General features: G+C 72.0%; 8 protein-coding genes and 1 tRNA gene. 3 read left to right on the top strand and 6 right to left on the bottom strand.

Features of this window, described 5'->3' with window-relative positions; genetic code table 11:
- The first annotated feature begins 76 nt into the window (after window positions 1-76).
- The 3 genes from FA582_RS02410 (at window position 77) to FA582_RS02400 (ending at window position 2,493) form a co-directional block, all read left to right on the top strand.
- Entirely contained in the window at window positions 77-595 is a 519-nt protein-coding gene (locus tag FA582_RS02410) for an inorganic diphosphatase (RefSeq protein WP_010148221.1), read from the top strand.
- Window positions 596-763: 168 nt separating this feature from the next.
- Window positions 764-2,299 carry a DUF3352 domain-containing protein gene (locus tag FA582_RS02405; protein WP_010148222.1) on the top strand — a complete coding sequence of 512 codons (1,536 nt, stop codon included), beginning with the start codon at window positions 764-766 and terminating at the stop codon, window positions 2,297-2,299.
- A 120-nt stretch (window positions 2,300-2,419) separates the two neighbouring features.
- A tRNA-Thr gene (locus tag FA582_RS02400) sits at window positions 2,420-2,493 on the top strand.
- A gap of 44 nt (window positions 2,494-2,537) precedes the next feature.
- On the opposite strand, the gene FA582_RS02395 is transcribed toward FA582_RS02400, so the two are convergent.
- The 6 genes from FA582_RS02395 to FA582_RS02370 all read right to left on the bottom strand — a co-directional run bounded on the left by FA582_RS02395 (window position 2,538) and on the right by FA582_RS02370 (window position 12,713).
- Window positions 2,538-4,100, bottom strand: coding sequence for an alpha/beta hydrolase (locus FA582_RS02395; RefSeq protein ID WP_010148223.1), 1,563 nt, complete (start codon window positions 4,098-4,100; stop codon window positions 2,538-2,540).
- 41 nt (window positions 4,101-4,141) lie between these two features.
- Window positions 4,142-5,305, bottom strand: a complete 1,164-nt coding sequence (locus FA582_RS02390) for a DNA polymerase III subunit delta' (protein ID WP_010148224.1) — start codon at window positions 5,303-5,305, stop codon at window positions 4,142-4,144.
- Window positions 5,302-5,967 (bottom strand): dTMP kinase, encoded by a 666-nt coding sequence (gene tmk, locus FA582_RS02385; RefSeq protein WP_010148225.1) that lies wholly within the window; start codon window positions 5,965-5,967, stop codon window positions 5,302-5,304. Before tmk ends, FA582_RS02390 begins: the two co-directional genes overlap by 4 nt.
- The gene (locus FA582_RS02380) at window positions 5,891-6,796 is read right to left on the bottom strand and encodes a MerR family transcriptional regulator (RefSeq protein WP_338093015.1); all 906 of its coding nucleotides are present in this window, start codon (window positions 6,794-6,796) and stop codon (window positions 5,891-5,893) included. The genes tmk and FA582_RS02380 overlap by 77 nt, the downstream gene beginning before the upstream one ends.
- Before the next feature lie 42 nt (window positions 6,797-6,838).
- Entirely contained in the window at window positions 6,839-7,348 is a 510-nt protein-coding gene (locus tag FA582_RS02375; RefSeq protein ID WP_010148227.1) for an Lrp/AsnC family transcriptional regulator, read from the bottom strand.
- A gap of 82 nt (window positions 7,349-7,430) precedes the next feature.
- Entirely contained in the window at window positions 7,431-12,713 is a 5,283-nt protein-coding gene (locus tag FA582_RS02370) for a cell wall-binding repeat-containing protein (protein WP_010148228.1), read from the bottom strand.
- Between the last annotated feature and the right edge of the window lie 112 nt (window positions 12,714-12,825).

Here is a 12,825-nt window from a genome sequence, read left to right as displayed (position 1 = left end):
CGTCATCGACGACCCCCAGGATGAGGGACACTGGAGGCCGAGCCTATGCCGTCCCCGAGCCAGGAGAGAGCAGCAGATGCAGTTCGACGTGACGATCGAGATTCCGCAGGGCAGCCGCAACAAGTACGAGGTCGACCACGCGACCGGCCGGATCCGGCTGGACCGCATGCTCTTCACCGCGACGCGCTACCCCGCCGACTACGGCTACATCGAGGAGACGCTGGGCGAGGACGGCGACCCGCTGGACGCGCTGGTGCTCCTCGACGAGCCGACCTGGCCGGGGTGCCTGGTGCTGGCCCGACCGATCGGCATGTTCCACATGCGCGACGAGGCCGGCGGCGACGACAAGATCATCTGCGTCCCGGCCGAGGACCCGCGCAAGCTGGGCATCCAGACGCTGGACGACATCGGCACCCACACCCGGCTGGAGATCCAGCACTTCTTCGAGGTCTACAAGGACCTCGAGCCGGGCAAGTCGGTCGAGGGTGCCCACTGGGCCGGCCGCGAGGAGGCCGAGCAGTGCTACCTCGAGTCCGTGCAGCGCGCCAAGGACGAGGGCATGTCCACCGCGCGCTGGCCGATGCCGCAGCACTGAGGCTCGGCTCCGCCGCCTCTCCCACCTGGCCGGGAACCATCGAGGGACCCCCCACGTCGTAGCGGTGCACAGGGACACCTGTGCGACCCGGGATACCATGGCCCCGCACCGGCCACCGACCGGGTACGACGACGTCCGCGACCGCGGCACACGACAGGGGAGAGACGCATGACGAGCGTGACCGAGACCACCGGCGAGGACGTCAGCGAGGGTGGCCGCAAGACACCGTGGCTGCTCATCGGAGGGGGCGTGGCCGCGGCAGCCCTCATCGGCGGCGGCACGGCCGCCGCCCTCATCATGGGCGGCGGGGGTGATCGTCCGGACAGCGTGCTGCCCGGCGACATCGCGGCGTATGCCCAGATCGACCTGGACCCCTCCGCGGGCCAGAAGGTCGCGGCCGTCCGCTTCTTCCAGGGGCTGGACAGCGAGATGGACGAGCGGCTGTCCAACGGTGAGTGGCGCGAGTGGGTCTGGGAGCAGATCGAGAAGGAGGGCGACGTCCCGAGCGACGTGTCCTTCGAGGAGGACATCGAGCCGTGGCTCGGCGACCGGGCCGGCGTGGCCGTCATGGGCGCCGGGGAGGGCGAGGAGCCCGTCGTCGCCGTGGCGCTGCAGGTCAAGGACGGCGACGCCGCCCTGGCCTTCCTCGACGAGCACCTCGCCGACAGCTCCGAGGAGGTCGGCTACTACCTCGAGAGCGACTACGTCGTCTTCAGCCAGGCCGACACCCTCGAGGCCGTCCGCTCGGCCGCGGAGGCCGGGACGCTCTCGGACAACGAGAACTTCACCTCCGACATGGAGGACCTCGGCGAGGCCGGCATCGTCGCCATGTGGGCCGACCTCGCCCAGGCCGACGAGTTCGACCCGGCCGCCCTGGACCCCAGCCTGGGGATGGCCCAGGAGGAGCTGGGCATGGGCGCCGAGCAGCCGGAGGTCACCGGGCGGATGGCCGCCACGGTGCGCCTCACCGCGGACGCCATCGAGATGCACGGCATCAACCGCGACCTGTCCTACATGGCCGGTATGCCCGCCGGTGGCAACGCCGACAGCCTGGTGACCCAGCTGCCGGCGGACACCGCGGTGGCGATGTCGCTGGAGAACGGCGACCAGATGGTGCAGTCCCTGTGGGACACCTACTCCGAGGACTACGCCGAGCAGCTGCAGCAGGCCACCGACGCGGCCGCCGAGCAGGGCTTCGTCCTGCCCGACGACCTCAAGGTCGTGCTCGGTCAGTCGATGACGCTGGCCGTCGGGCCGGGCATCGTCGACGCCGCGATGGGCATGTCGCAGACCGACCCCTCGGTGCCGGAGCTGCCGGTGATCTACCGCGCCACGACCGACACCGCGCGGGCGCAGGAGCTGCTCAACGACAACGGCGTGGGCGCCGGGGTGCTCGTCGTCCGGGAGGACGACGGGACGCTCTCGCTCGGCACCGACCAGGCCTACGTCGACGCGGCCGTCGAGGGCGGGGGCGACACGCTGGGTGACAGCGACCTCTTCACCCGGGCCGTCGCCGAGGCCGACGAGGCCCAGTCGACCTTCTTCGTCGACGCGGCTCCCTTCGAGGAGTACTACCTGCCCGAGGTCACCGACGAGAAGGCCCGCACCGCCCTGGAGAAGCTCGCCGCGGTCGGGATGTCGACCGTCGCCGAGGAGAACGGCGACAGCCACTTCACCCTGCGGATGGTCGCCGACGAGGAGTGACCCTCACCGCGTGATCCGACCCCCGGCGCGGGCTCTGCAGGAGCCCCGCGCCGGGGGTCGCTGGTTTGGGCGGCCCGGAGGGGTTCGGGTATCCTCGTCGAGTTGCCCGGCGGGCGACGCGCCGCCTTAGCTCAGTCGGCCAGAGCGATTCACTCGTAATGAATAGGTCACCGGTTCGATTCCGGTAGGCGGCTCCCCCACAGGCTCTGGACCCCTCGGTCCGGAGCCTGTCCTCGTCTCAGCAGGTGGTGCCGTCGGCGGGGACGGTCCCCTCGAGCAGGTAGGCGTCGACCGCGTCGTCGATGCAGTCGTTGGACCGGCCGTAGGCGGTGTGGCCGTCGCCGTCGTAGGACAGCAGCACCCCGGAGTCCAGCGTCTGCGCCAAACCCTCGGCCCACTCGTAGGGGGTGGCCGGGTCGCGGGTGGTGCCGATGACCAGGATCGGGGCTGCACCGGCGGCCGAGTAGTCCTCGATCGTCTCGGTGGCCTCGGCGGGCCAGTACTCGCAGGCCCCCTCCCCGGCGAGGTAGCGGCCCCAGGTCGGCGACGCCTCCTCGAACTCCTGCTCCACCGCCGCGGAGTCGAGGTCCTCGCCGTCCGAGCCGGCCGGCCGGTCGAGGCAGTTGACCGCATAGATGGCCTGCATGCCGTTGCCGTCGTAGCTGCCGTCGCTGCCGCGGGAGGCGTAGAGGTTGGCGAGGTACATCAGGAGCGTGCCGTCGCCCTGGAACGCACGGTCGAAGGCCTGCGACAGGATCGGCCAGGCGTTCTGGTCGTACATCGCGACGATGATGCCGTACATCCCCCACCCCTCGGTGAGCTCGCCCGCGGCGTCGTCACCCACCGACAGCGGTGCGGAGTCCAGCTCGTCGAGGAAGGCGGGGATGCGTGACATGGCCGACTCGACGTCCGAGCCCAGCGGGCACTCGCCCCCGGCGACGCAGTCCTCGACGTAGGCCCTGGTGGCCCGCTCGAAGCCCTCGGCCTGGCCCAGCCCCATCTCCAGACCGGTGAGCTCGGGGTCGACGGCGCCGTCGAGCACCAGCCGGCCCACCCGCTCGGGGAAGAGAGAGGCGTAGGTCGTGCCGAGGAAGGTGCCGTAGGAGGCACCGAAGTAGGTCAGCTGCTCATCGCCGAGAGCGGCGCGCAGGATGTCGATGTCCCGGGCCGCCTCGACCGTCGAGATGTGCCCGATGAGGTCGGGGGCATTCTGCTCGCAGGCCTGCGCGAAGTCCTCCATGAGCTCCTGGGAGGCGGCCTCCTCACCGGCGTCGTCCGGGGAGGGGTCGGCTGAGAGGAAGTCATCCATCTGCGCGTCGTCGAAGCAGGTGATCGGGGCGGAGCGGGCCACGCCCCGCGGGTCGAAACCGACGACGTCGTAGGCCTCGCGCACCGGGCCGGAGATCGCCATACCGGCCATCATGGCGTAGTCGACGCCGGAGGCGCCCGGCCCGCCCGGGTTGACGACGAGCGAGCCCTGGGAGTCCCCGCCGGCGGTCGTCCGCAGCAGCGCCAGGTCGATCGTCTGCCCCTCCGGCTCGGCGTAGTCCAGCGGCACGGTGAGGGAGGCGCACTCGAAGTCACCCTCGCAGGAGCTCCAGACGAGCTCCTGGGAGTAGAACTCCTCCAGGCCCTCCGGCGCGTCCTCGGCGAGCGGCGTCGAGGTGGCCCTGGCCTCGCCCTCCGCACCACCGGTCGTCGTCGAACCGCCGTCGTCGGGCGAGCCCGCCCCCGGGGCGTCGGGGGTGCACGCCGCCAGCAGCGCGAGCGCGCTGAGACCGGCGACTATCCTGGTCGTCATCGTAGTTCGCACGTGCGTCCCGTCCTCTTCCGCGTGTGTTCTCACCTCCGGGGCAAGAGCAACCCAACCATCATGGCTTCCAGGACCAGCAGGGGCGCGCCGTTGGCGATGAGCCGCTGCCGCGCCTCGCCGATCGTCTCCAGCGCCCCGAGCAGGCCCTCTGGTGTGAACGAACGCGCGAGCCGCTCGATCTGCTCCGGCTCGCTGGCGTTGATCCGCTCCACCGGCGCACCGGTGGCCACGAGCAGCGCGTCGCGGTAGACCGAGGCTAGGTCGGTCAGCGCCGCGTCGATGCTGTCGTGCTGCTGGCGCTTGGCCTCGGCCTTGAGCCGGTCGTCGAGGCGGCGCAGGTGCGCCCGCACCGACGGCGGCTGGGTGCGCGCCGAGGCGTCCGCCCCCAGCTGCTCCAGCAGCTCGCGCCGCTGGTCCTCGGCGTGGTCGGCCGACGTCGCCTTGGCCCCCTCTCCCGCCTCGTCGACGAGGTCCTGCGCCGCGCGCAGGGCGTCACCCAACGACCCGAGGGTGAGGGGTATGCCGGTGATCTCCCGGCGGCGGGCCCGCGCGTGCTCGTCGGTGGCGAGGCGCTTGGCGATGCCGATGTGACTCTGGGCCGCCCGGGCGGCGTAGTGCGCCATCGCCGGGTCGATGCCGTCGCGCTCGATGAGCAGGTCGGCGACGGCACCGGCCGAGGGGGTGCCGAGGCGCACGTGCCGGCAGCGGGAGCGGATCGTCACCAGCACGTCCTCGAGCGAGGGCGCGCACAGCATCCACACGGTCCGGGCCGTCGGCTCCTCCAAGGACTTGAGCAAGGTGTTGGCGGAGTGGTCGTTGAGCCGGTCGGCGTCCTCGACGATCACCACCCGCCAGCGCCCGAGGCTGGGGCGGGCCTGGGCCTCCAGGACCAGCGCACGGGCCTCGTCCACCTTGATGAAGGTCTGCTCGGTGTCGACGATGCGCACGTCCGGGTGGCTGCCGGCCATGACCATGCGGCACGGCTGGCACTGCCCGCAGCCCACGGCGTCCGGGCCGCCTCCGGAGCGCTCGCACTGCAGGGCGGCGGCGAAGCTGCGGGCCGCCACCGAGCGGCCGGAGCCGGGCGGGCCGGTGAACAGCCAGGCGTGCGTCATGACGTCCGGGTCGCTCGAGGCCTGGCGCAGGGTCTGCACGACCCGGGCCTGCCCGACGAGCTGGTCGAAGACGCTCACGACGCCTCCCCCAGCAGCAGGCTCACGCGCTCGCGCACCTGCTCGGCCAGGCGATCGGCGTCGCCGTGCCCGTCGAGCACGAGGTAACGCTCCGGCTCGCGAGCCGCGAGGTCGAGGAAGCCCTGTCGGACGCGGTCGTGGAAGTCGTCTGCCTCGCGCTCCAGCCGGTCGTGGACCTGCCCCCGACGCACCCGCCCCTGCTGCGCGCTGACGTCGAGGAGCACGGTGAGGTCGGGGACGAGCCGCTCGGTCGCCCACATCGACAGCTCCCGCACCTCGTCGTGCCCCAGCGCCCGCGCCGCTCCCTGGTAGGCCACCGAGGAGTCGAGGTAGCGGTCGGTGATGACCACCTCGCCACGCTCCAGCGCCGGGCGGACCACCGTCGCGACGTGGTGGGCCCGGTCGGCCGCGAAGATCAGCGCCTCCGCCCGCTCGGACACCGAGCCGTCCTCGCCGTGGAGCACCAGCTCGCGCAAGGTGCGCCCGAGCTCGGTGCCACCGGGCTCGCGGGTGTGGAGCACGGCATACCCCTGCCCCTCCAACCAGTCCCCCAACCGGCGAGCCTGGGTCGACTTGCCCGCCCCGTCACCACCCTCGACGGCGATGAACAGACCCCGCCCAGGGCCGCGGCGGGCCGCGGTGGGCGGGGTCTGATCGATCACGTGGGCAGCCTACGGGACGGGTATGACGCCTCGCCCCGTCCGTCCACAGGAGCCGGTCACTCCCGCGCGGCGTTGGCGACGACGGCGTCGCGCACGTAGGTCGCCAGGCCGGGCGCGATGTCCTCGTAGGTCTTGGTGAACTCGGGTCGTCGACATACATCTGCGCGATGCCGGCGTGCATCTGCCGTGGGCAGTCGTAGAACCAGCGGCAGATCTGCTGCCGCGCGTCCTCCGCCACCTCCATCGCCGCGCCGCCGTCGGCCGGCTCCCCGGCCTCCAGGAGCGCCACGAACCGGGCGTTGAGCTCGTCCTGCTCCTCCTTGACCTGCTGCCACTGCTCCGCGGTGTAGCCCTTGGTACGGCGCCGGCTCTCCTTCCAGGCGTCGGTGTCGCCCCACCGCTGCTCCGCCTCGGCGGCGTAGTCGTCGTCGAAGGCGTCGCCGAAGATCTCGCGCTGCTCCTCGCGGCTGATCCGGTAGTCGTTCATCTCATCCTCCAGTGCTGCGTCGATCAACCGGGTCAGCTCCTCGAGCTGCCCGATCCGGTCCGTGACGCTCGCCCGTTGCCGCCGCAGGTGCTCGACGACGGTCGTGCTGTCGACGTCCTCCTGCATCAGCTGGGCGATCTCCTCCAGCCCGAAGCCGAGCCGGCGGTAGACGACGACGTGCTGCAGCCGGGTGAGGTCGGCCTCGGTGTAGAGCCGGTAGCCGGCGAAGCTCCGCTCACCCGGCACCACCAGACCGATCTCGTCGTAGTGGTGCAGCGTGCGGATGCTGACACCCACCTCGGCGGCCACCTGACCGACCGTCCACGTCTCCTGCGTCGTCATCTGCGTCACTCCTGCAGCGTGCGGCCTCACGGCGCGTGAGGGTCAAGCCTCGTCCGGGGGACCCTCGTCGGCCGCCGTCAGCGTGCCCCGGCCGCGCAGCGACTCGAAGATGAGGCTGGTCTCGGCGTGCAGCACCCCCGGGCGGTTGGTGAGGTGGTCGAGGACGAAGTCGCGCAGCGCGTCGGCGCTGGGCACGGCGACGTGGACGTAGTAGTCGATCGAGCCGGACACGTGGAACGCCCCGAGCACACCGGGCAGCTCAGGCACCTCACGGGTGAACTCCTCGAAGTTGGCGCGGCGATGCCCTCCGAAGCGCACCGCGATCATCGCCTCGACCGGCCGCCCGACCGCGACCGGGTCGATGTCGGCGTGGATCCCGCGGACGACCCCGCGCTCGCGCAGGGAGCGGACGCGCACCAGGCAGGTCGACTCGGCGATCCCGACCTCGCGGGCGAGCATGGCGTTGGACATCCGCCCGTCGACCTCGAGCAGGCGCACGAGGGCCTGGTCGGTCTCGTCGAGGGGCTTGTCGTCACGAGGATTCTTCGGCACGACGCCAGGGTATGCCGTCTGTCGCGCAGATGCAGCAGCCCGACCGGGCAGGGGCTCGGTCGGGCTGCCGGTCCGGTGGTCCCTACTCCAGGGTCCGCAGCTCCTCCAGGACATCGTCGGAGACGGCTGCGTCGCCGCCGAGGACGCTGATGAGTGCCGGTTGGAGGCGCTCGAGCGTCGTCCAGGTCGACGGAGGCACCGAGCCCTGGCGCACCAGGAGCATCGGCGCGTCCACGGTGCCCGCGGTGGCTGCCCCGGCCAACGCGTCCGGCCAGTTCTGGCCGGAGGCGACGAAGGCCCGGGCGAGCGTGTCGTCCGCCTCGGCGAGCAGGGCGGCCGTGGCATACCGGTTGCTCCCCGCCACCCGGGTGACCTCGCCCCACTCCGTCAGGGCGCTCTCGACGTCCTCGTCGACGACACCTTCACCGCCGAGGAGCACGATCTGCTCCACACCGAGCTCGGTGAGCGCCGACGCCGTGGCGTCCGGCACCGTGTCCGGCCGCACGAGGAGCACCGGCGCGTCGGAGCGACCGGCTCGGGCCGCGCCGGCCAGCGCGTCTGGGTAGTCCCGGCCGGTGGCGACGTAGACCGTGTCCGACGAGCCGAACTCGGCCGCGATGAGCGCCGCCGTGCCGTAGCGGTCCTTCCCGGCGAGGCGGCGGGCCTCCACCCGGGCGGACTCCTCGATCGCCTCGACGACCTCGTCCTCGATCGCGCCGTCACCGCCGAGGACGACGACCTCCTGCGGGTCGAGCCGCTCCAGCTCGCCGGCGGTCGCCGCCGGGAGCCGGTCGGACTTGGTGAGGAGCACCGGCGCACCGATGCTGCCGGCCCGCGCGGCCGCGGCGAGGGCATCGGGGTAGTCGATGCCGGTGGCGACGAAGACCGCGTCCACCCCCGGCTCGAAGGTCCGCGAGAGCAGGACCGCGGTGCCGTAGCGGTCCTCACCTGCGATCCGCTCGACCTCGGGGTTCACCGGACCGGGCGGCGTGCCGCAGTCCTCGTGCAGGAGGGAGAAGTCCTGCTCCACGACCTCCCCGCGCACCGGGGTGACCGTCGCGCTGTCGGAGAGGTATGCCGTCGCCGAGGCGAGCAGCTCCAGGTCACCGACCCGGGTGTCGATCCACCGGGCGTAGAGCCCCTCCGGGTCCGTCACCATCCGCCAGCGTGGCTGGTCGGTCCGTTCCGGGGTCGCGTCGACGACGGCACCACCGAGCGGCTCGGCCGCGCCCTCGCAGTCCTCGCCCTCGACGAGGCCGGTCAGCTTGCCCCAGGTGGGCGGCGGCTGGACGGTCATCGTCACGTCGGTGACGGGGTCGCTCCCGGCGACGCCGCCGGTGGCGCGGACGCCGGCGGTGTAGACGCCCGGCTGGGCCACGTCACCGTCGGTCGTCACCTGGACGGTCACCGACTCCCCGGGCTCGAGGGTGAACTCGGTCTGGGAGATCGAGAGCCACGGCACATCCACCCCGTCGTCCGAGCACTCCTCGAAGCCGGGCAGGAGCTCGACCACGTCGAGGCCGCCTCCGCCGTCGGATCCACCGACCTTGACGAAGCCGCACGCGCCGGCCCCGCGGTAGGCAGGCACGTTGGCGTTGGGCAGGTCGACCCACGCGTCGGTCGCAGGGTCGTAGGCGAAGGTCTCGTTGGACAGGTCACCCTGCTGGACCCCACCGCTCACCACCAGCTGGGCGTTGGCCGCGGCGTAGGCCGCCGCCCAGTGGTCGCTCGGCGCGTCCGCGACCGGGGACCACGTGTCGCTGGCCGGGTCGTAGGCGTAGGTCGCCGCCGAGCTGGACTCGGTGTCGGGGTTGATGCCACCGGAGCAGTAGAGCTGACCCTCCACCCCACCGCAGGAGGTGAAGGCGATGCCCTCGGGGTAGTCCGCCAGCTGCTCCCAGGAGTCCGATGCCGGGTCGTAGGCCGTGACCATGCTGGAGCTGGGTGCGCACTGGTCGGTGGTGCATCCACCGACCGTGTAGAACCGTCCGTCCAAGACAGCCTGGCCCGCTGCCGAGACCGCCGACGGGTTGTCCGCGACCTGGGTCCAGGCATCGGCGCCGGCGTCGTAGACGAAGGTGGCCCCGGTCGTGGAGCCGGCGTCGTCCCAGCCGCCCGACACGACGATCTGCCCGTCGATGACCGCAGCCGCGGGGGCGTTGACCATCATCGGGAGCGGCGCGACCTCGACCCACTCCATGGAGGCGTTGTCGTAGCGGTGGACGGCCGCCGTCGGCTCGAAGCCGTCACTGCCACCCACGACGTACCACTGGCCGTCCAGGGCCACGACCCGGCTGTCCATCGTGCCGGTCGGGTAGGGCGTCAGCTCCGTCCACGGCTCCTCCTGCGGGGCACGGGCCGACGCGTCGTCGTCCGTCCCGCCCGGTGCCGCGGCGAAGGAGGGCTCTGCGTCGACCGTCCGCAACGGCGCGCCCTCGGCGGCCAGCGCGTCGGCGGCCGAGAAACGGGAGCCGTCGGCACGCAGGATGGTCATGTCGCCACCCACCTCCCGCAGCTCCACCTGCGCCGCACCGGTGCCCCCGTTGCTCACCGTGAGATCTCGGGTCTCGGACTCGCCGAGCACCACCTCGGTCTCGATCGACTCCGGGTCCACCGTGAGGACGCCGCCCTCCAGGGTGAAGTCGGCGCGGACCGCCCCCTCGTCGGGCACGTCGACGTCCTGCGTCGCCGCGCTGTAGTTGCGGGCGGTCGCCTCGAACGGATGCGTGCCGGCCAGCGAGCTGAACAGCCAGTAGAAGCCGTCGTCCTGGCCCTCGTCCGTCGGGGTGTCCTTGGTGATGCCGGCCTCATCGGTGACCAGGTCGGTCACCTTCGCCCCGCTGATCGGGCCGTCGTCGACACCGGAGGTGACGGTGCCGAAGACATACCCGCCCTCACCGACCGGGTCGCACGACATGCTGCCGAGCAGCACGTCATCCACCTGCCACCAGAGCGTCCAGTTGGCGTCGTAGAAGTGCCAGCGCACCTGCACCTGGCTCTGCCCGGCCGCCATCGGCAGCGGCACGGTGTCGCGCACCGCGACGTTCTCGCCGGTGTAGGTCTTCACCGTGGTCCAGGTGTCGCCGCCGTCGACGCTGACGTCCAGGTCGGCGGTGTCGCCGAAGTCGACGTAGAAGTGGTTGAAGGCGACGACGGGAGTGGCCTCGGCGCTGAGGTCCACGACCGGGGAGACCAGGGACGTGTCCTGGAATCCCTCAGGGCCGTAGAAGTCGCTGTTGACGTCGGCGAAGCCGCCCTCGGCGCCGGTCTCGTTACCCATGCCGGCCGGGTCGTCGAAGGTCCACACCTGGCCGTTGTCGAGGTTGTCCTCCACGGTCCACCCGGCCGGGATCTCGAGGGTCTCGAAGGACTCGGTCAGCCCCGAGGAGCTGGCGGCATACCCGTTCGCGACGCAGGACAGGACATCCACGAGCATGCTGACGTCCAGGGTCTCGTCACCGGCGAGCGCCACCTCCTCGGTGACGGTCGTGTAGCCCGGGTACTGCGCCTCGACGCGCACCACGACGGCGGTGTCGAGCGGCACGTCGAGGGCGTAGGTGCCGTCGGCCGGGTCGGTGTAGGTCGTGAGGGCCGTGCCCGCGACGGAAACCTTGGCGTAGAGCGGGTAGCCCTGGCCGGAACCGTCGGTCACGGTCCCGCTCAGCGTGCCCGTGGGCGCCCGGTCGAGAGCGAAGTCCTGCACCGTCGTGCCGTCCACGGGCACGGTGACCTCCGCGCTCTCGTCGACCCAGCCGAAGCTGGAGGCGGTGACGGTGTAGTCGCCGGCGCTCACGAGGGCGCGGTAGTCGCCCTCCGCGTCGGTCGTGAGCTCGCGCTGCAGCGGCCCGTCGAGGCTGACCTGCGCGCGGGCCAACGGGTCGCCGGAGGCGGCGTCGGTGACGGTGCCCTCGACGAAGCCGGTGTCGCCGCGCGGGGCGGCCTCGACGAGCGCGAGCGCGTCGAGACGCCCCTCGCCGAAGACGTTGTTGTCGTCGTCGGTGCCACCGCACTGGTCGTCCGGGTTGTCGACGGCGGTGCCGTCCAGCAGGTCCTTGGTCGCCTCGAGGTCGCCGACGAGCAGCGGCGCGCTCGCCCACAGCAACGCGATGGAGCCGGCGACGTGCGGGGAGGCCATCGAGGTGCCGGTGAAGGCGGCGTAGCCGTTGCCCGGGACCGAGGAGCGCACGGCGGTGCCGGGCGCCGAGAGGTTCGGTTTGGTCTCGCCACCCTCACCCGCGCCGCGGCTGGAGCTGTCGTTGATCTGGTGGTCGGCGTCGTAGTTGCCGACCGAGTAGTTGACGACCAGGCTGCCCGGCGACCCGGAGGTCTCGCAGCCGGGGCCGATGTTGCCGTTGGCCCACACCCCGAACTGTCCGGCCGCCGCCCAGGCGAGGGAGACGTCCTCCATGAACGGGTCGTTGGAGGGTATGCCGGAACCCCACGAGTTGTTGATGACATGGGGGCGCTGGGCCGGGTCGGGGTCGCTGCCGTCGACGCGGGTCGGCGCCAGCATCCACTCGCCGCTGGTGATGAGCGCCTCGTCGGAGGGGCAGCAGCCGTTGGCCGCGATCCACCGCGCGCCCGGCGCGACGCCCACCTGGTTGTCACCGCCGTCGTCACCGACCATGGTGCCGGTGACGTGGGTGCCGTGCCCCTCGCCGTCGACCGGCTCCTCCGGGGAGACCCCGGCCGCGTCGAACCAGTTGTAGTCGTGGTCGAAGGTCCCGTCGCCGTTGTTGCCGCGGTACTGCTCCGCGAGCGCGGGGTGGTCGAACTGCACGCCGGTGTCGATGGTGGCGACGACGATGCCCTCGCCGGTCACGCCGTACTCGCTCCAGACGTCGTCGGCGTTGATGTCGGCAATCCCCCACTCGACCGCCGCCGGGCCGACCGCGGTGGGCTCGACGGGGTGCACCTCGGGCACGTCGTAGGTGCGCGTCGGGTAGATCCCCTCGACCTCCGAGCGGCCCGCGAGCGCGAGCGCGAGATCCTCCGAGCCGGCGGTCACGTGGACCGCGTTGGTGATCCAGTGCGCCTCGTAGGTCGCCCCCTCGGCGTCCAGCTTGGCGCGGACCCCGGCCTGGCTGGCGTCCGCCGTGCTGGTCAGCGCGTCATACACCCCCTGGCCGCGCGCGCCCCAGTCCTGCACCCCCTCGAACTGCGTCAGGTCGGGGCGCTCCTCCAGCCGCACCCAGAAGTCGACCCGCTCCTGCGTCTCGAACTCCTCCTGCAGCACCCGCTCGATCTTGCCCTCGGCATCCGGGGTCGGAGCCGCGAGCGCCGGGCCCGAGACCAGACCTCCCGCCAGCAGCGTCGAACCGCTGAGCGCGGCGACCGCCCGTCGCCATCCGTGTGTCGTCCTCACAGTGCCCTCCCTGGTGCCGTCTGCCCGTGGACCCGGACGTTGTCGAATCTATGTAGCCGGACGCACCGGTGTGACAGTTCGGACCAGGGCAATTGTGGGGCAGAACGACCGG

It is taken from the genome of Serinicoccus profundi (assembly GCF_008001015.1).
In the GTDB taxonomy this organism is placed as follows: Bacteria; Actinomycetota; Actinomycetes; order Actinomycetales; family Dermatophilaceae; genus Ornithinicoccus; species Ornithinicoccus profundi.
This window is presented reverse-complemented; position numbering and strand designations above follow the sequence as displayed.

Excerpts from the sequence above, each read along its gene's own strand:
- FA582_RS02395 (WP_010148223.1), bottom strand. The coding sequence starts at position 4,100 with ATGACGACCAGGATAGTCGCCGGTCTCAGCGCGCTCGCGCTGCTGGCG.
- FA582_RS02405 (WP_010148222.1), top strand. The coding sequence starts at position 764 with ATGACGAGCGTGACCGAGACCACCGGCGAGGACGTCAGCGAGGGTGGC.
- FA582_RS02410 (WP_010148221.1), top strand. The coding sequence starts at position 77 with ATGCAGTTCGACGTGACGATCGAGATTCCGCAGGGCAGCCGCAACAAG.
- FA582_RS02380 (WP_338093015.1), bottom strand. The coding sequence starts at position 6,796 with ATGACGACGCAGGAGACGTGGACGGTCGGTCAGGTGGCCGCCGAGGTG.